General features: G+C 71.3%; 14 protein-coding genes and 1 pseudogene. 3 read left to right on the plus strand and 12 right to left on the minus strand.

The genetic code is table 11. The features are described 5' to 3' along the window. The first annotated feature begins 8 nt into the window (after positions 1-8). On the plus strand, positions 9-2930 hold the full coding sequence (locus ACFWPS_RS14850) for a glycoside hydrolase family 3 C-terminal domain-containing protein (RefSeq protein ID WP_383704873.1): 2922 nt from the start codon (positions 9-11) through the stop codon (positions 2928-2930). 155 nt (positions 2931-3085) lie between these two features. On the opposite strand, the gene ACFWPS_RS14855 is transcribed toward ACFWPS_RS14850, so the two are convergent. The 3 genes from ACFWPS_RS14855 to ACFWPS_RS14865 form a co-directional block, all read right to left on the minus strand. Next, a complete protein-coding gene (locus ACFWPS_RS14855; RefSeq protein ID WP_383704874.1) occupies positions 3086-4534 on the minus strand; it encodes an aldehyde dehydrogenase family protein in 1449 nt (482 codons plus the stop codon). Between the two features lie 153 nt (positions 4535-4687). Next, entirely contained in the window at positions 4688-6253 is a 1566-nt protein-coding gene (locus ACFWPS_RS14860) for a PucR family transcriptional regulator (RefSeq protein ID WP_383704876.1), read from the minus strand. A gap of 149 nt (positions 6254-6402) precedes the next feature. Then, a complete protein-coding gene (locus ACFWPS_RS14865) occupies positions 6403-8565 on the minus strand; it encodes an ATP-binding protein (RefSeq protein WP_383704878.1) in 2163 nt (720 codons plus the stop codon). Positions 8566-8867: 302 nt separating this feature from the next. Between ACFWPS_RS14865 and gabT the strand changes: the two genes are divergently transcribed. Further along, positions 8868-10202, plus strand: a complete 1335-nt coding sequence (gabT, locus tag ACFWPS_RS14870; protein WP_383704880.1) for a 4-aminobutyrate--2-oxoglutarate transaminase — start codon at positions 8868-8870, stop codon at positions 10200-10202. 192 nt (positions 10203-10394) lie between these two features. Then, positions 10395-11282, plus strand: coding sequence for a phosphatase PAP2 family protein (locus ACFWPS_RS14875; protein ID WP_383704882.1), 888 nt, complete (start codon positions 10395-10397; stop codon positions 11280-11282). On the opposite strand, the pseudogene ACFWPS_RS14880 reads toward ACFWPS_RS14875, so the two are convergent. From ACFWPS_RS14880 to ACFWPS_RS14920, 9 genes and pseudogenes are all read right to left on the minus strand, one after another. Beyond that, positions 11221-11397: pseudogene (locus tag ACFWPS_RS14880) on the minus strand (hypothetical protein); the annotation flags it as partial. The gene ACFWPS_RS14875 and the pseudogene ACFWPS_RS14880 overlap by 62 nt on opposite strands. Positions 11398-11440: 43 nt before the next feature. Next, the gene (locus ACFWPS_RS14885; protein ID WP_383704884.1) at positions 11441-11710 is read right to left on the minus strand and encodes a zinc ribbon domain-containing protein; all 270 of its coding nucleotides are present in this window, start codon (positions 11708-11710) and stop codon (positions 11441-11443) included. Beyond that, complete coding sequence (locus tag ACFWPS_RS14890) at positions 11674-12564, minus strand: RNA-guided endonuclease InsQ/TnpB family protein (RefSeq protein WP_383704886.1); 891 nt, start codon at positions 12562-12564, stop codon at positions 11674-11676. The genes ACFWPS_RS14885 and ACFWPS_RS14890 overlap by 37 nt, the downstream gene beginning before the upstream one ends. After that, positions 12531-12641, minus strand: coding sequence for a helix-turn-helix domain-containing protein (locus ACFWPS_RS14895; protein ID WP_383704888.1), 111 nt, complete (start codon positions 12639-12641; stop codon positions 12531-12533). Before ACFWPS_RS14895 ends, ACFWPS_RS14890 begins: the two co-directional genes overlap by 34 nt. 79 nt (positions 12642-12720) lie before the next feature. Further along, entirely contained in the window at positions 12721-13164 is a 444-nt protein-coding gene (locus ACFWPS_RS14900; protein ID WP_383704890.1) for a hypothetical protein, read from the minus strand. A gap of 143 nt (positions 13165-13307) precedes the next feature. After that, a complete protein-coding gene (locus tag ACFWPS_RS14905; RefSeq protein WP_383704892.1) occupies positions 13308-14735 on the minus strand; it encodes an NAD(P)/FAD-dependent oxidoreductase in 1428 nt (475 codons plus the stop codon). A gap of 53 nt (positions 14736-14788) precedes the next feature. After that, positions 14789-15589, minus strand: coding sequence for an ABC transporter permease (locus ACFWPS_RS14910; protein WP_383704894.1), 801 nt, complete (start codon positions 15587-15589; stop codon positions 14789-14791). Next, a complete protein-coding gene (locus ACFWPS_RS14915) occupies positions 15590-16522 on the minus strand; it encodes an ABC transporter permease (protein WP_383704896.1) in 933 nt (310 codons plus the stop codon). Further along, the gene (locus ACFWPS_RS14920) at positions 16522-17667 is read right to left on the minus strand and encodes an ABC transporter ATP-binding protein (RefSeq protein ID WP_383704898.1); all 1146 of its coding nucleotides are present in this window, start codon (positions 17665-17667) and stop codon (positions 16522-16524) included. Before ACFWPS_RS14920 ends, ACFWPS_RS14915 begins: the two co-directional genes overlap by 1 nt.

A 17667-nucleotide genomic window follows, 5' to 3' on the forward strand; every position in this document is an offset into this window, starting at 1 on the left:
AACCGCACGTGACCGCACAAACGCCGCCCGCGCCGCCTTTCCGCGATCCGCACCTGCCGTTCGCGAAGCGCATCGACGATCTGCTGGCGCGGCTCACCCCGGACGAGAAGGTCTCCTTCCTGCACCAGTTCGCACCCGCCGTGCAGCGCCTCGGCATCGCGGCCTTCCGCACCGGCCAGGAGGCCCTGCACGGGGTGGCCTGGATGGGCCCGGCGACGGTGTTCCCGCAGGCGGTGGGGCTCGGCGCGACCTGGAACACCGATCTCGTACGACGGGTCGGGGAGGCCGTGTCCAAGGAGGTGCGGGCCATGCGCGCCCGTGACGACCGGGTCGGCCTCAACGTCTGGGCGCCGACCGTGAACCTGCTGCGCCACCCGCTCTGGGGCCGCAACGAGGAGGGCTACTCCGAGGACCCGAAGCTCACCTCCGCCATCGCCACCGCCTACACCCGCGGCCTGCGCGGCGACCACCCGGTGTACTGGCGCACGGCCCCCGTCCTGAAGCACTGGCTGGCCCACAACAACGAGACGGACCGGGCGACTTCCTCCTCCTCGGTCCGCCCGCGGGTGCTGCACGAGTACGACCTGCGCGCCTTCCGGGAGACCGTGGAGGCGGGCGCGGTGGCCGGGGTGATGCCCGCGTACAACCTGGTCAACGGCCGCCCCAACCACGTCTCCCCGTACCTGCGCGAGCAGTTGCGCACCTGGACCGACGAGGAGCTGCTGGTCTGCTCGGACGCCGGTGCGCCCAGCAACCTGGTCGACCACGAGCACTACTTCGCCACCCACGAGGAGGCCACGGCGGCCGCCCTCCTCGCCGGCGTCGACAGCTTCACCGACCACGGCACGGACAGTTCGCAGATCGTCGCGCGGGTCCAGGGGGCACTGGCGCAAGGCCTGTTGACGGAGGCCGACATCGACGTGGCCGTGCGCCGCCAGCTCTCGGTCCGCTTCCGCCTCGGCGAGTTCGACCCGCACGCCGGCCCGGACGCTGGCCCGCACGCCAGCCCGGACGGCGGCCCGGACGGCGACGCGGACGGCGACGCGGCCCCGAGCTCTGCCGGGTTCGCCGCGTTCGACACCCCGGCGCACCGCGCTCTCGCCCGGGAGGCGGCCGAGCAGGCGGTCGTCCTGCTCAAGAACGACGGCGACCTGCTGCCGCTCGCGCCCGACGCCCGGATCGCCGTGGTCGGTCTGCTCGCCGACGAGTGCAAACTCGACTGGTACAGCGGCACCCTGATCCACCGCTCCACTCCGCTGGAGGGGCTCTACGAGCGGTTCGGCGCGGAGCGCGTGGAGTTCGCGGAGGGCGTGGACCGGGTCAGGCTGCGGCTCACGGACGGCTCCTTCCTGCACGTGCCGACCGCCCCCGAGGCGGCCGACGAGGCGCGCGGCGCCGAGAGCGCCCTGGATCCGGCGCTGCTCGCGGGCCGCACCGACCTCCCGCCGCTGACCACCAGCACCACCGGCACCACCGGCACCGAGTTCGCGCTGGTCGACTGGGGCGAGGGCGTCCTCACCCTGCGGGCTCCGGACGGCCGCTATCTCTCGGTCGCCGAGGACGGCTTCGTCCGCGCCGCCGCGGACCAGCCCGGCGGCTGGGTCGTCCAGGAGACGTTCCGCCTGGAACCCCACGAGAACGGTCACCTCCTCCGGCACCTCGGCACGGGTCGCCACGTCTCTGTCGCCGCCGACGGCGTGAAGGTTGCCGCCGAGAACGCCTCGATCTTCGAGTTGATCATCGTCGAACGCGGTACGGACGCCGTCGCCAGGGTCGCCGCCGCGGCCGACGCGGTCCTGGTGGTCGCGGGCAACGACCCGCACATCAACGGCCGCGAGACCGAGGACCGTACGACCCTGGCCCTGCCCCCGCACCAGGAGCGCCTGCTGCGTGCCGCCCGCGCCGCGAACCCGGACACGGTGCTGGCGCTGGTGTCGTCGTACCCGTACGCGGTGGACGTGGCCCGGCTGCCCGCCGTGCTCTGGACGGCGCACGGCGGGCAGGCGGCCGGCACCGCCCTCGCCCGCGTCCTCGCCGGGGACTTCTCCCCCGCGGGCCGCCTTCCGCAGACCTGGTACGCGTCGGACGCCGACCTGCCCGACCTGCTCGACTACGACGTACTGGGCGCCCGCCGGACGTACCTCTACTTCGAGGGCACCCCGCTCTTCCCGTTCGGCCACGGCCTGTCCTACGCGTCCTTCTCCTACACGGACCTGGCGACCGAGGTGGCGGACGGAACGCTCCGGGTCTCCTTCACGGTCGCCAACACGGGCGATGTGACCGCGGACGAGGTGGCCCAGCTCTACGGCCGGGCCGTCGAACCCTCGTCGGTGCGCCCGCGCCGCGAACTCCTCGCCCACCGCAGGCTCACCCTGCGCCCCGGCGAGCGGACCGAGGTGGCGTTCGAGGTCCGGCTCTCCGCCTTCGAGTTCTGGGACGTGGCGCGGAACGGATGGCGCCTGGAGGGCGGTGCGTACGAGGTGCTGGCCGGCGGCTCCAGCGAGGACATCCGGCTCCGTACGACCGTGGTCCTGGACGGCGACCCGGCGGCACCGCGGGCCGTCGCCTTCGAACACGGCCTGCGGGCAGCCGACTTCGACGAGCAGTCGGGCATCGCGATCGTGGACCGCACGAGGACGGAGGGCGACGCGGTCACGCCCGAGGGCGACGGCCCGGGTGAACTGGTCTACCGGGACTGCGACTTCGGCGCGGGGGTCACGGAGGTGACGGTGCGGATGTCGGGCTCGGGCACGCTGGAACTCTCCCTCGACGGCGGCCCGGTGCTGGCGGTGCTGCCCCTCGCCGAGCCGACGCCGGACCGGTACACGTACACCTCGCTCACCGCCGGCATGGTCACCGAGGGCGTTCACGACGTCCGTATCAGGCTGCGCGGCCCGCTGCGGCTCGCGCATGTCGGCTTCTCCGGTTGAGGGTCCGGGGAGGCCGGCGCGGAGAAGGGGCCCGGCACCGGAAGGCATCGGTGCCGGGCCCCTTCGGACTGCTCAGGAACCGGTACGCGAACGGCCGCAGCCCCCGCACAGCGGGCTGCGGCCGTCTCGTCGCCCTCAGGTCTGTCCGTGGCAGGTCAGAGGGCGAGGCCGGTGAGGACCAGGACGCGCTCGTAGGTGTAGTCGTCCATCGCGAACTTGACGCCCTCGCGGCCGACGCCGGACTGCTTCACACCGCCGTAGGGCATCTGGTCGGCGCGGTAGGAGGGGACGTCGCCGATCACGACACCGCCGACCTCAAGAGCACGGTGGGCACGGAAGGCGAGCTGGAGGTCGTGGGTGAACACGCCCGCCTGCAGGCCGTACTTGGAGGCGTTGACGGCGGCGAAGGCCTCGTCCTCGCCGTTCACCTTCTGCACGGTGAGGACGGGGCCGAAGACCTCCTCGCAGGAGATCGTCGCGTCGGCCGGGACATCGGTGAGGACGGTCGGCGCGAAGCTGGCGCCGTCGCGGTCGCCGCCGGTGACCAGGGTGGCGCCGTCCTCGACGGCCTCCTTCACCCACGCCTCGACCCGCTCGGCCGCCGCCTCGCTGACCAGCGGGCCGACGTCGGTCTTGTCGTCGGCGGGGTCTCCGGTGACCTGGGCCTCGACGGCGGCGACGATGCGCGGGAGGAGACGGTCGTAGACGGCGGCGTCGACGATGACCCGCTGCACGGAGATGCAGGACTGACCGCCCTGGTAGTTGGAGAAGGTCGCGATGCGGGTCGCGGCCCAGTCCAGGTCGGCGTCGGAGGCGTAGTCGCCGAGGACGACGGCCGCGCCGTTGCCGCCGAGCTCCAGGGTGCAGTGCTTGCGGGGCACCGAGTCCATGATCGAGTAGCCGACCTTCTCGGAACCGGTGAACGAGATGACCGGGAGGCGCTCGTCCTGGACGAGGGCAGCCATCTTGTCGTTGGCGACCGGGAGGACCGACCAGGAGCCGGCCGGGAGACCGGTCGTCTCGGCGAGCAGGTCGCCGATGATCAGGCCGGAGAGCGGGGTCGCGGGGGCCGGCTTCAGGATGATCGGCACGCCGGCCGCGATCGCCGGGGCGATCTTGTGGGCGCACAGGTTGAGCGGGAAGTTGAAGGGCGCGATGCCGAGGACGACGCCCTTCGGGAAGCGGCGGGTCAGCGCGAGGCGGCCCTGACCGCCGAGGTCGGTGTCGAGGCGCTGGGCCTCGCCGCTGTTGAAGCGGCGGGCCTCTTCGGCGGCGAACTGGAACACGGACACGGCACGCCCGACCTCCCCTCGCGCCCACTTGATCGGCTTGCCGTTCTCGGCGGAGATCAGCCGGGCTATCTCCTCGGTGCGCTCGGCGAGGCGGCGGCTGACGTGGTCGAGGGCGGCGGCGCGTATGTGGGCCGGGGTTGCGGCGAACTCGTCCCGTACGGCGTACGCGGCGGCGACGGCTTCCTCGACCTGGGCGTCGGTGGGCACGCTGACCTTGCCGACGAGACGGGCGTCCCACGGGTTGGTGACGTCGAAGGTGTCCTCGCCGGTGACCTGGCGGCCGGCGAGCCAGAAGGCGTGGGTGGAGGTCATTGCGGGTCCCGGCCCTTCCGCGTTGGGGGTGGTGTGTACAGGGTGTTCGCCTCCACGGTAGGTCCGCGGGGGCAGGGGTGCGTTTGTCCGGGGTGTAGTGGTGGGGGTGCGGGGCGCGCCGGTTTGGCACGGTGGCGGGCGGGCGGGAAACGCTCAGTCCGTCGACGTCGCCTTCAGGGCCAGCCACAGCTCCATCCGCACGTCCGGGTCGTCCAGGGAGCGGCCCAGGATCTCCTCCACCCTCCGCATCCGGTAGCGGAGCGTGTGGCGGTGGACGCCCAGGTCGGCCGCCGCCGCGTCCCACTGGCCGTGCCGGGAGAGCCAGGCCCGCAGGGAGGCCACCAGGTCACCCCTGCCGGTCGCGTCGTGCTCGTAGAGCGCCCTCAGCAGGCCGTCGGCGAACGCCTTCACCGCGTCGTCGGCGAGGAGGGGCAGGACCGAGCCCGATGCCAGCTGTTCGTGCTCGACCAGGATCCGGCCCCTGCGCCGGGCCACGGACAGCGCCTGTTCGGCCTGCTTGTAGGCGGCCGCCGCCGCGATCGGGCCGGACGGAGCCGACAGCCCGATGACCGGTTCGTCGTCCTCCGCGACCCCCTGCTCCGCCGCCGCCCGCGCCGCCTCGCGCGCCGCCGCGTACTCCAGGCACGCCGCCACCGCCGCGCCCCCGTCCGCGGCCAGCACCACCAGCCGCTCTCCCTCGGGCACCACCAGCACCGCCTCACCGGAACGGGCCGCGGCCGACTCCAGGATCTCCGTGAGAGCGGCCGGCTGCTCGCCGCCCGCGTCCGCGACGATCATCCGGAACGGGGCGTCGAGCAGCCCGCCGTACAGGTCCCCGGCGACCCCGCGCGCATGGTCCGGCTGTCCGGCGAGCAGCATGCGCAGCACCGCCGCCCCGACCCGCTGCTCGGCCGCGTGCAACGAGCGGGAGCGTTCCGTCGTGAGGGTGAGGAGCGCGATGGCCGAGTGGACGGCGTACCGCTCCGCCGTGCCGAGCGCCGACTCCGTGCCGACCGCCAGGGCCGCTCGCGGGCGGCGGCCGGTGCCGAGGGAGTGCAGTTCCACCCGGTCCTCGTTGTCGGGGCCGCCGACCACCGAGGACGCCGGTGCCGGGCGTTCCCGGAGCCGTTCGACCTCCGCCGTCAGCCGCGCCGCGCGGCGCCCCGCCCACTCCGGCGCGGTCGCGACGACCGCGCCGGACGCGTCGTACAGCGCCGCCCAGCCGTCCACCTGCGCCGCGAGCGCGGACAGCACCCCCTCCGGGCCGGCGTTCAGCGCCTGCCTGGTCAGTTCGCGCTGGGCGGCGAAGCCCGCCGTCACCGCCCGGTACTGGTCGGCCGCGATCGCCGCCGAGACCGCCTTGCTGATGGCGAGGAAGGGCGTGCGGCGCGGTACCTCGAGGAGCGGCAGCCCCTCCTGTTCCGCCGCGTCGACAAGGGCCTTCGGGATCTCGTCGTAGTTGACTCCGACGGCGAAGCCGAGGCCCACCACACCTGCTCCCACCAGGCGTTTCACATACTTCCGCATGGCCTCCGGATTCTCCGCGTCCAGCTTCAGCGCGGTGATCAGGAGCAGTTCCCCGCCCTCCATGTACGGCACCGGGTCGGCGAGTTCGCTGACATGGGCCCAGCGCACGGGCACGTCGAGGCGGTCCTCGCCCGCGCGCACGGTCAGTTTGAGCGCGGAGTGGTGGACGAGCGAGGCGAGCGTCGGTGGCATGAGGCCGTCAGATCTTCTCTTCGGTCGTGAGCAACGTGAGCAACGTGAGCGTGGTGAGGGTCGTGAGCAAGGGCGATGGCCTTTGGCCGTCCCGTATGAACGCCCTCTGTCGATTCTGCCTCACTGTACGGTCGCGTGTGCTCCCGTGTTCAGAGCCGGCCGCCGCCCCTGAGGTCCACCAGCAGCGGGGGCGCGTGCTCGCCCTTGACCGTCGTGAGGGACAGGACCGCGTGCCCGGGCGGGACCCCGTGCGCCAGCTCGGAGGCCGACCAGCGCTCGCGCTCCACCTGCCGGACGGTGACCGCCCGTGCGGTGGGCGCCTTGCCGGTGATCACCCGGCGTACGACGTGCAGCGCCTTGCCCGCCGGGGTCTCCGCGATGATCTGCCGGTCGGTGACGTCCCGGGCCTCGGTCCACTCCTTGCCCCAGACCTCGGCGAAGTCCTGCCCGTCCCAGGGGGTGAGTCCGGCGAAGGCCATCCGGCAGCCGGTGGCGCCGAGCAGGGGGCCGCGCAGCGGGCGGGGTACGTCGTCCAGGGTGCGCAGGGTCAGCGCCACGCCCGCGTTGGCCGACCGCAGCCGCTGGACGGCACGGACCGCCTCCGGCGTCACCACGCCGGTCGCGTCGTCCAGGAGCAGGCAGGAGAAGAGCGAGCGGTCGTCCCGTACCGTCACGCTCGCCGTGAACTGGGCGAGCACCAGGCGGGCCAGGATGCGGGAGGCGTCCGCGTGGCCGCGCTCGGGCAGGTCGATGCGGACCCGGACCGGGTGGTCGAGGGCCTTGAGGGAGAAGGGGCGGGACTGGCCGGAGGTGTCGAAGAAGCCCGCGAAGGCCGGGCGGTCGAGGAGCGCGATGCGGTCGGCCAGGACCGCCCCGACGTCCCCCGGTTGTCCCATCTGGCGTTCCCGCGCGTCGAGCTCGCGCAGCAGCGACTCGTGGCCGGTCGACGTCAGCGCCTTGCGGAGCGCGGCGAGCGGGCCGGGGGCGCCGTCGAGGAGCTGGCGGAGTTCGGGGACGGAGGGGAAGCGGCCGTGGACCGCCTTGAACGGGCCGAGCAGCTGGGCGAGGACGGTGGTGGAGCGGCGGCTGTCGCTGCCGGGGTGCGGGTCGGCGAGGTCGCCGGCGAGGGCCTCGGCGAGTATGGCGGCGGCCTCGTCGGGGTCGGTGGTGCCGCCGTACAGGTCGAGGTCGTAGACCGACTCGGGGTGGGCGATACGGACGACGACGTCGTAGGCGTCGGCGGGTCCGAGGCCGGCGCCGGCCGCTCCGACGACGACCACGGAGGCACGGCCGGCGAGCGCGTGCAGGCAGAGCGACTCGGCGAGCGGGCGGACCAGGGAGCCGGTCTTGCCGGAGCCGGCCGGGCCGACGGCGAGCAGCGAGGTGCCGAGCAGTTCGGGGCCGAGGGCGAGGCCGGTGCCCCGGTACTGGTAGGGGTTGCGGGGGTCGTCGGCCGTCGTGCCGAGCCGGACCTGGCCGGTGACCAGGTCGTGCCGGGCGTGCCGGGCGGGCAGGTCGCGTTCGCCGGAGGGGTGCAGGCAGGCGGCGGCGCCGTCCTTGACCACGGCCGCGGTGAAGGCGGCCATGGTGTGCCGGCCGCTCCTTACGCCCTGCCAGGCGCGGGCGATCCGGGCGTGGTCCACGTCCCGCATGAGCCCGCTGCGCGCCTCGCCGGCAAGCCGGTCGGCGGCCTCGTCCGCGCCGACGGCACGGAGGTAGGGCCACTGGGCGGGGTCCTCCGCCGGTGCCGGGGGCTCCTGGCGGGACACCGCGGGCTTGAACCGAGGCGCCACGAACCGCCGCCACACCTCTCCCCACCGGCCGAGCTTGCCCACCACGAGCATGATGGAAAGGGCGACGAGGTACCCGTAGCCCTCGTAGAGGATCTCGACGTTCCCGCCGAGTTTGCTGTCCGCGCCCTGCCACGAGTCGGGGAGGAACAACTTGAGCGGCAGACCCCACCAGTTCCCGAGGTACCCATGTGTCAGCAGGGACCAGACCAGCCACCCCACCAGGAAGGCGATGAGGGCGCCGCTGAGCAGTTGCCGGGCGGGCAGTTCCTCGGGTTCCTTGGCCGCGCGGGGCCGGTAGCCGAACCGCCACACTCCTGGCGCGGCCTCCGGCCTGGGCGCCCGCAGCCAGGTCAGGAAGGCCGAGCCGTCCGGCAGCGGGGGCACCGTCGGCGGTGCCGTCGGCCGGGGCGGCAGCGCGGGCGCCTCGGTCGGCACCGGGTCCGCGTCCTGTGGCCCCGCCGGACGCGGCACAGGATTCGCATGCGTACGCCGCGTGTCCCACGTCCCGTCGCTGTCCATCGCTCTCGCTCCCTGACCAGCCGTTCCGTCCACCGTCAGCGGCCAATCTAATGCCCCCGCAAGGGGAGTTCACCGCTTACGCGGCCGAGGAGCCGTCCGGCCGGGCAGCGGCACCCCGCCCGCACTATGTCCACCACGGACAACGGCACTCCCGGACAACGCCCACATGGAGCATCCCCACCTCCCACACCCGGCCCTAGCCTGCGAAGAAAGAAGGAAAGCGTCCGAAAACGCACCACCGGAGCAACCGGACGGGACGCGCCCGGCACGCATCGGTTCGCACCACTCATCAGGGAGCCCCCATGACCGCACTTCCGCAGGAGCGCCGCGTCGTCACCGCCATCCCCGGCCCGAAGTCGCAGGAACTGCAGGCCCGCCGTCTGGCCGCGGTGGCGCAGGGTGTGGGCTCGGTGCTGCCCGTCTTCACCGCGCGCGCGAGCGGCGGCATCATCGAGGACGTCGACGGCAACCGCCTCATCGACTTCGGTTCCGGCATCGCCGTGACCTCCGTCGGCGCCTCCGCCGAGGCCGTCGTACGCCGGGCGAGCGCCCAGCTGGCCGACTTCACCCACACCTGTTTCATGGTCACCCCGTACGAGGGCTACGTGGAGGTCGCCGAGGCCCTCGCGGAGCTCACCCCGGGTGACCACGCCAAGAAGTCCGCGCTGTTCAACTCCGGCGCCGAGGCCGTCGAGAACGCCGTGAAGATCGCGCGTGCCTACACCAGGCGCCAGGCCGTCGTCGTCTTCGACCACGGGTACCACGGCCGGACCAACCTCACCATGGCGCTCACCGCCAAGAACATGCCGTACAAGCACGGCTTCGGTCCGTTCGCCCCCGAGGTCTACCGCGTTCCGGTCGCCTACGCCTACCGCTGGCTCACCGGTCCGGAGAACGCAGGACCGGAGGCCGCCGCCCAGGCCATCGACCAGATCAGCAAGCAGATCGGCGCCGACAACGTCGCCGCGATCATCATCGAGCCGGTGCTCGGCGAGGGCGGCTTCATCGAGCCGGCCAAGGGCTTCCTGCCGGCGATCAGCCAGTTCGCCAAGGACAACGGGATCGTCTTCGTCGCGGACGAGATCCAGTCCGGGTTCTGCCGTACGGGTCAGTGGTTCGCGTGCGAGGACGAGGGGATCGTCCCGGACCTGATCACCACCGCCAAGGGCATCGCGGGTGGTCTCCCGCTCGCCGCCGTCACCGGTCGCGCCGAGATCATGGACGCCGCGCACGCCGGTGGCCTGGGTGGCACCTACGGCGGCAACCCCGTCGCCTGCGCCGGTGCGCTCGGGGCCATCGAGACCATGAAGGAGCTCGACCTCAACGCCAGGGCGAAGAACATCGAGGCGATCATGAAGCCCCGCCTGGCCGCCATGGCCGAGAAGTTCGACGTCATCGGTGACGTCCGCGGCCGGGGCGCGATGATCGCCATCGAGCTGGTCAAGGACCGCACCACCAAGGAGCCGAACCCGGAGGCCACCGCGGCCCTCGCGAAGGCCTGCCACCAGGAGGGACTGCTGGTCCTGACCTGTGGCACCTACGGCAACGTGCTGCGGTTCCTGCCCCCGCTCGTCATCGGCGAGGACCTCCTGGGCGAGGGCCTCGACATCATCGAGCAGGCCTTCGCGCGGATCTGAGCCACAGGCTTCTCCAAGCCCGCGCAAAGGGTCTCGAACCCGTGTGCCACCACCGCCCCAACCTTCCCACCTGGCGTGATGTGGGGGGCTGGGGCGGCCCCCGTCAGGCCGTGTGAAGAAGGTGTGCGAGGTGCATGACGGGACGCGATTCCGCCTGTCGCGGCACCGGACCCTGCCGTAGGTTCTATCCAGATGAGAGATACACCCCGCCCACAGGGGACTGTGGGCGATTTCAGGCCGGGGCCTCCCCAGCTTCGACCTGGTCGTGCCCTCGCGCACACAACCGGGGCCTCCGGCTCCGGATCTCCTCACCGATCGGACGGTCGCCCGCCCCAAACCCCCCGGGGCGCGCGGCGTTCCGATCCGGACGGCCGCCCCGGAACTACCCCCCCTGTTCCGGGGCGGCCGACCTCCTTCCTCCGTTTTCCCCTTGTGGGACTCCTGGGACTTCTGGGCCTGCCGGCCCTCCTCTTCGCGCTGATCACCTGGCAGGTCGTGGCCCACGGCCCGCTGCTCCGCCTGGACAGCCGCCTGAGCAGCGCACTCGTCCACCCGGACCGGTTCTCCGAGCTCCTCTCCGACCTCGGGAACGTGCAGGTCGCGGTCCCGGTCCTGGTGCTCGTCATCGGTTACGTCGCCCGGCGCGGCCGCGCCACTGGTACAGACCGCTGGTGGCTGCCGCCCATGGCCGCCGCCGTCCTGATGGCCCTGGTCCCGGCGGTCATCGTGCCGCTCAAGGACTGGACCGCCCGTCCGGGGACCCCGGTGGTGCCCCCGGCGGTCGGCTACTTCCCCTCCGGCCACACGGCGACGGCGGCGATCGCGTACGGCTCCGCGACCCTGCTCCTCCTCCCCTGGCTCACCTCCGCGGCGGCCCGCCGGATCGCCGTCGGAACCTGCGCGGCCCTGGTCCTCGGGGTCTCCTACGGCCTGGTCCGCCGCGGCTGGCACTGGCCGCTGGACGTGGTGGCCAGCTGGTGCCTGGCCACCGTCCTGCTGACGTCACTGGGACTGCTGCTCACCCGAAGTAGGCGTCGAAGTTCTTCTGGAACTCCCAGTTCGAGAACCGGTCCCAGTTGACCGACCAGGTCATCAGGCCGCGCAGGGCCGGCCAGGTGCCGTGGGTGGTGTACGAGCCGCAGTTCGTCTTCTTCGTCAGGCAGTCCAGGGTCTTGGTGACCTCGGACGGGGCCATACTGCTTGCTCACCGGCTTCCCGTTGACATCCTCCTCCTCTTCTTAAAAGAGGGGGATTCCAACCCAGGCGGGTTGAGGTTCACGGGCGCTCGAACGACTGGTGGCCGCTGTCACCCCTCCGGCACCGGCGGTTCGCCGGGGGCGGGGGATCCCGCCCTGTCCTGCCGCGACGTTGATGCTTGCGTTCTCATCGGCGTTGCAGGTGAACCCGCAGGACACGCAGACGAAGTCGGCTTGGCTCCTGCGCGACTTCTTCTCGATCCTCCCCCACTGCCTCAAGGGCGTGGGAGGTGCCCCCAGCAGGCACTGCACCGCAGACTCGTGTAAGGCGCGGGAACATCCTCGACCCGACCGGGCGCCTTCTGCTCAGTGCGACGCCTCAGTAGGCCCCACCCCTGAGCGAGGATCCCCCGATTCAACCCGGCCTTCTGCCGGACGTTCTTGCCGGGCTGCTCGACGGTTCCCTTCGCCGAGCGGGTCATGCTCTTGATGTTCAGCTTCTCGAACCGCACCAGGCCATACGACCTGGCGAGCATCGTGCTGGTCTTCTCGCACCAGTCCTTGCGCCGATTCGCCTCGCGCGCCTTCAGCCGTGCGACCTTCGCGTGCTCGGCGGCCCTGGCCACACTGCCCTTCGGGGCGCGTACCGCACGCCGCTGGTGCTTGCGGATCTGCGCGCGCTCCTTGACCGTGAGCTGCGGGCAGTTCAGTTTCCGGCCGTCGGACAGAGCGGCCGTGATGGTCACGCCCCGGTCGACCCCAATGACCTCGCCCGTCGTCGGCGCGTCGATCGGCTCAGGGAGGACAGCGAACGCAATATGCCACTGCCCGTTGCGGAAGGTGACCCGGAACGTCTTCGCGGCGGGCAGTTCGACACGGGTGAGGCGGAATCGCACCCAGCCGCAGCCGGGCACCTTCACCCGCGCCCACCGCCGGTTCAGCCTCTGCACCACGACCGAACGGCCCATGACCTGCCTGCCCCCGGCGTTCAGCCTCGGGCTGCCGTCCGGCTCGAACTCCGGGACACGGTCCGTGCCGATGCCCCTGAAGCCCTCGTGCACGTGCTTCCTGCGCCAGGTCGGCTCACCGAATCCCGAGGCGAAGCGCGCATTCCTGGCTGCGGCGAAGTCCTTCAGCGCGCGTGCTGCTCCACCGCCAGGTTCCACACGTACCGGGCGTGCGCGCAGTGCAGCAGCATCTGCTGCTCCTGCACGGGCGTCGGGTACAGCCGGAAACGTGACATGCCACGAAACTAGCCACTCCGTTCCCGTCCTGCGCACGCCTTCGATCAACATCACCCGTGCGAGTGACCGACACGGCGCTCAGTCGTCAGCCAACCCCGCCGCCGCCTCATGCATGGCCAGCTCCAGCAGCGCCGGATCCGTCAGCGTCCCCGACCCGTCCGGCACCACCAGCCACCGCACCCCCTGGGTGGACCGCCCGGGATGCGGCACGACGATCCAGGTGCCGGCCCCCGCCGTGCGGATCCCGGTGCCGAGCCACCGGGCGGCCGTGCCGGGCGGCACGAAGAAGCCCACCCGGTTGTCCCCGAAGTCGACCAGGACGGGCCCCGGCTGGTCGAGGACGCGGGTGAGCACGTCGAGGGTCGGATAGCCGAGCTCGCCCGGCAGGATCAGTACGTCCCAGGCCCTGCCGGCGGGCAGCAGCGCGACCCCTAGCGGGTTGCGCTCCCATTCCCAGCGGCAGGCCTCGGGATCCGGTGCGACGGATGCCAGCCATTCGACCGCCGTCTTCGCCCCAGTCATCAGAAGACCTCCCCATCTCACTCGTCGACGCGGGCGTCGCGTCACGGGAAGAGAGGGAGGTCTCCGAGGGGCATTACGCGGGTTTCACCGACCGACTGAAGTGACCTGGCTCACACTGCAAACGGGATCGGCTCCGAATGGACTCAGCTGTCGAAGCCCAGCCCCAGCCGGTCCATCGCCCTGAGCCACAGGTTGCGACGCCCGCCGTGGGCGTCGGCGCGGGCCAGGGACCACTTGGTGAGGGCGATGCCCGTCCAGGCGAACGGCTCGGGCGGGAACGGCAGCGGCTTCTTGCGGACCATCTCCAGGCGGGTGCGCTCGGTCTCCTCCCCCGCCAGCAGGTCCAGCATCACGTCGGCGCCGAACCGGGTGGCGCCGACGCCGAGTCCGGTGTAGCCCGCCGCGTACGCCACCTTCCCCTGGTGCGCGGTGCCGAAGAACGCCGAGAAGCGGGAGCAGGTGTCGATCGCACCGCCCCAGGCATGCGTGAAGCGGGCGCCCTCCAGCTGCGGGAAGCAGGTGAAGAAGTGCTCGGCGAGCTTGGCGTAGGTCTCGGGGCGGTCGTCGTACTCGCGGCGCACCCGGCCGCCGTAGTGGTGGATGGCGTCGTAGCCGCCCCACAGGATGCGGTTGTCGGCGGACAGCCGGAAGTAGTGGAACTGGTTGGCGGAGTCGCCGAGGCCCTGCCGGTTCTTCCAGCCGATCGCGCCGAGCTGCTCGGCGGTGAGCGGCTCGGTCATCAGGGCGTAGTCGTAGACCGGGACGGTGTAGGCGCGGACCCGCTTGAGCAGGCTCGGGAAGATGTTGGTGGCGAGCGCGACCTGCCGGGCGCGGACCGCCCCGTACGGGGTGCGTACGGCCATCCCGGCACCGTAGGCCTTCAGGGCGAGGGCGGGGGTGTGCTCGTACACCCGCACGCCCAGCGCGAGGCAGGCCTGCTTGAGGCCCCAGGCGAGCTTGGCCGGGTTGAGCATGGCCACGCCCCGGCGGTCCCACAGGCCCGCCTCGAAGGTCGGCGAGTTCACCTGTGCGCGCACCGCGTCGGCGTCGAGGAACTCGATGCCGTCGGCGAGGCCCCGCTGCTCCAGCTGCTGGTGCCAGTCGCGCAGTTCCCAGGCCTGGTAGGTCTCGGTCGCGACGTCGACCTCGCCGGTGCGCTCGAACTCGCAGTCGATGCCGTGCCGGGCGACGGCGGCCTCGATCTCGTCGAGGTTGCGCCGGCCCAGCTCCTGAAGTCGGTGGATCTCCTCGGGCCAGCGGGCGAGGCCGTTGGGCAGCCCGTGGGTGAGGGAGGCGGCGCAGAAGCCGCCGTTGCGGCCCGAGGCGGCCCAGCCCACCTCATGGCCTTCCAGCAGGACCACCTCGCGCCCGGGGTCGCGCTCCTTGGCGTTGAGCGCGGTCCACAGTCCGCTGTAGCCGCCGCCGACGACCAGCAGGTCGCAGGTGTCGGCGCCGGTCAGCGCGGGCTCGGGGTGGGGCTTGCCGGGGTCTTCCAGCCAGTACGGGACCGGCTGCGCTTCGGAGAGAGACTTGGTCCAGTCTGCCTGTCGGCTCATGGCGCTCGGGGCCATGATTTCAACTCCCTACAGAGTTCTTCTCGGCAATGCCTTGGTGCCGTGTGCCGTTATGCCTTTTGCCTGTTGCGGCGGTTGTTGATGACCATCGAGGCCAGGACGAACAGTACGGCGACCAGGAACATGGCCGTACCGATGACATTGATCTGGACGGGCGTGCCGCGCTGTGCCGAACCCCAGACGAACATGGGGAAGGTGACGGTGGAGCCCGCGTTGAAATTGGTGATGATGAAATCGTCGAAGGAGAGCGCGAAGGAGAGCAGCGCGCCCGCCGCGATTCCGGGGGCCGCGATGGGGAGGGTGACCCTGACGAACGTCTGCACCGGTCCGGCGTAGAGGTCGCGGGCCGCCTCCTCCAGGCGCGGGTCCATCGACATCACGCGCGCCTTGACCGCGGTGACGACGAAGCTGAGGCAGAACATGATGTGGGCGATCAGGATGGTGTAGAAGCCCAGCTGGGCGCCCATGTTGAGGAACAGGGTGAGCAGCGAGGCCGCCATCACGACCTCGGGCATCGCCATCGGCAGGAAGATCAGCGAGTTCACCGCGCCGCGGGCCCGGAACCGGTAGCGGACCAGCGCGAAGGCGATCATCGTGCCGAGCACGGTGGCGCCGATCGTCGCCAGGGCGGCGATCCGGAGGCTGATGGAGAGCGAGCCGCACATGTCGGCGACCCCGCACGGCTGCTTCCAGGCGTCCAGTGAGAACTGCTGCCATTCGTAGTTGAAGCGCCCCTTCGGTTTGTTGAAGGAGAACACCGTGACGATGACGTTCGGAAGCAGGAGATATCCGAGGGTCAGCAGTCCCGCGATGACGACGAGACGCTTCTTGAGCCAGTTGACGAAGGGCATTTAGACCAGGTCCTCCGTCCCGGACCGGCGAATGTAGATGGTGACCATGGCGAGGATCGAGGCCATGAGGATGAAGGAGAGCGCGGCCGCCGTCGGGTAGTCCAGGATCCGCAGGAACTGCGTCTGGATCACGTTTCCGATCATGCGGGTGTCGGTCGAGCCGAGGAGTTCGGCGTTGACGTAGTCACCGGCCGCCGGGATGAAGGTCAGCAGCGTGCCGGAGACCACGCCCGGCATCGACAGCGGGAAGGTGACCTTCCGGAACGTCGTCCACGGCTTGGCGTACAGGTCGCCGGCCGCCTCGTGCAGCCGTCCGTCGATCCGCTCCAGCGAGGTGTAGAGCGGCAGGATCATGAACGGCAGGAAGTTGTACGTCAGACCGCAGACGACGGCCAGCGGTGTGGCCAGCACGCGGTCGCCGGCCGTCCAGCCGAGGAAGTCGGTGACGCTCAGGATGTGCAGCGAGTTCAGGACGTGCACGACGGGGCCGTTGTCGGCGAGGATCGTCTTCCAGGCCAGGGTGCGGATCAGGAAGCTGGTGAAGAACGGCGCGATCACCAGGATCATGATCAGGTTCCGCCAGCGGCCGGCGCGGAAGGCGATGAGGTAGGCCAGCGGGTAGCCGAGCAGCAGGCACAGGACCGTGGCCGCGGCGGCGTAGAAGACGGACCTGAGGAACTGCGGCCAGTACTCGCTCAGCGCGTCCCAGTAGGTCACGAAGTGCCAGGTGACCTTGTAGCCCTCTTCCAGGGAGCCCGTCTGGATCGACGTGGACCCCTGGTAGATCATCGGCAGCGCGAAGAAGACGACCAGCCAGAGGATGCCGGGCAGCAGCAGCCAGTAGGGGGTCCACTTGCCGCGCCTGCGCGCGGGCTTCTTCGTCTCGGGTTCGGCGGCCGCCAGCGGCGGCGGCGCCTCGGAGAGCGTGGCCATCAGGCGGCCTCCTCCTCGGTGCCGGCGTCGATGTCCTGAGCGGCGTCCAGACCGAAGGTGTGGGCCGGGCTCCAGTGCATGACGACGTCGGCACCGGGGACGAGCCGTCCGTCGCGCTCGACGTTCTGTACGTACACCGCGAACTCGGGGCAGACCGCGCTGTCGATGACGTACTGCGTGGAGACACCGATGAAACTGGCGTCGGCGACCTTGCCGGTGATGCGGTTGCGGCCCTCGGGGATGGAACCCGCGTCGTCCGCGTGCGTGAGGGAGATCTTCTCCGGCCGGACCCCGACCAGCACCTTGCCGCCGGTCGTGGTCGGCGCCGAACATCGCGCCTCGGGCAGCACCAGCTTCCCGCCACCGGCCTTGAGGATGATGTCGTCCCCGTTCTTCGTGTCGACCTCGGCCTCGATCAGGTTCGAGGTGCCGAGGAAGTTGGCGACGAAGGTGGTGTTCGGGTTCTCGTAGAGGTCGGCCGGCGAGCCGAGCTGCTCGACGCGTCCCGCGTTCATCACGGCGACCGTGTCGGCCATGGTCATGGCCTCCTCCTGGTCGTGCGTGACATGGACGAAGGTGATGCCGACCTCGGTCTGGATCCGCTTGAGCTCCAGCTGCATCTGCCGGCGCAGCTTGAGGTCGAGGGCGCCGAGCGGCTCGTCGAGGAGGAGCACCTTCGGGTGGTTGATGAGCGCGCGGGCCACGGCGACCCGCTGCTGCTGGCCACCGGAGAGCTGGTGCGGCTTCTTGCGCGCCTGCTCGCCCAGCTGGACCAGCTCCAGCATGTCCTCGACCTGCTTCTTCACGCTCTTGATGCCGCGCCGGCGCAGACCGAAGGCGACGTTCTCGAAGATGTCGAGGTGCGGGAAGAGGGCGTACGACTGGAAGACCGTGTTCACCGGCCTCTTGTACGGCGGCAGATGGGTCACGTCCTGGTCGCCGAGGTGCACGGTGCCGCTGGTCGGCTCCTCGAGGCCCGCGATCATGCGCAGGGTGGTGGTCTTGCCGCAGCCGGAGGCTCCGAGGAGGGCGAAGAAGGAGCCCTGCGGCACGGTCAGGTCCATCGGCTGTACGGCGGTGAAGCCGTTGTCGTAGGTCTTGCCGATGCTGGTGAGGCGGACGTCGCCGCTGTTGTCTGTCGTCAT

It is taken from the genome of Streptomyces sp. NPDC058457, assembly GCF_042720695.1.
Lineage (GTDB): Bacteria > Actinomycetota > Actinomycetes > Streptomycetales > Streptomycetaceae > Streptomyces.

What these genes read in the sequence shown, in the direction of transcription:
- ACFWPS_RS14855 (WP_383704874.1), bottom strand. Translation starts at nt 4,534, where the DNA reads ATGACCTCCACCCACGCCTTCTGGCTCGCCGGCCGCCAGGTCACCGGC.
- ACFWPS_RS14860 (WP_383704876.1), bottom strand. Translation starts at nt 6,253, where the DNA reads ATGCCACCGACGCTCGCCTCGCTCGTCCACCACTCCGCGCTCAAACTG.
- ACFWPS_RS14865 (WP_383704878.1), bottom strand. Translation starts at nt 8,565, where the DNA reads ATGGACAGCGACGGGACGTGGGACACGCGGCGTACGCATGCGAATCCT.
- gabT (WP_383704880.1), top strand. Translation starts at nt 8,868, where the DNA reads ATGACCGCACTTCCGCAGGAGCGCCGCGTCGTCACCGCCATCCCCGGC.
- ACFWPS_RS14875 (WP_383704882.1), top strand. Translation starts at nt 10,395, where the DNA reads ATGAGAGATACACCCCGCCCACAGGGGACTGTGGGCGATTTCAGGCCG.
- ACFWPS_RS14895 (WP_383704888.1), bottom strand. Translation starts at nt 12,641, where the DNA reads ATGTCACGTTTCCGGCTGTACCCGACGCCCGTGCAGGAGCAGCAGATG.
- ACFWPS_RS14900 (WP_383704890.1), bottom strand. Translation starts at nt 13,164, where the DNA reads ATGACTGGGGCGAAGACGGCGGTCGAATGGCTGGCATCCGTCGCACCG.
- ACFWPS_RS14905 (WP_383704892.1), bottom strand. Translation starts at nt 14,735, where the DNA reads ATGGCCCCGAGCGCCATGAGCCGACAGGCAGACTGGACCAAGTCTCTC.
- ACFWPS_RS14910 (WP_383704894.1), bottom strand. Translation starts at nt 15,589, where the DNA reads ATGCCCTTCGTCAACTGGCTCAAGAAGCGTCTCGTCGTCATCGCGGGA.
- ACFWPS_RS14915 (WP_383704896.1), bottom strand. Translation starts at nt 16,522, where the DNA reads ATGGCCACGCTCTCCGAGGCGCCGCCGCCGCTGGCGGCCGCCGAACCC.
- ACFWPS_RS14920 (WP_383704898.1), bottom strand. Translation starts at nt 17,667, where the DNA reads ATGACGACAGACAACAGCGGCGACGTCCGCCTCACCAGCATCGGCAAG.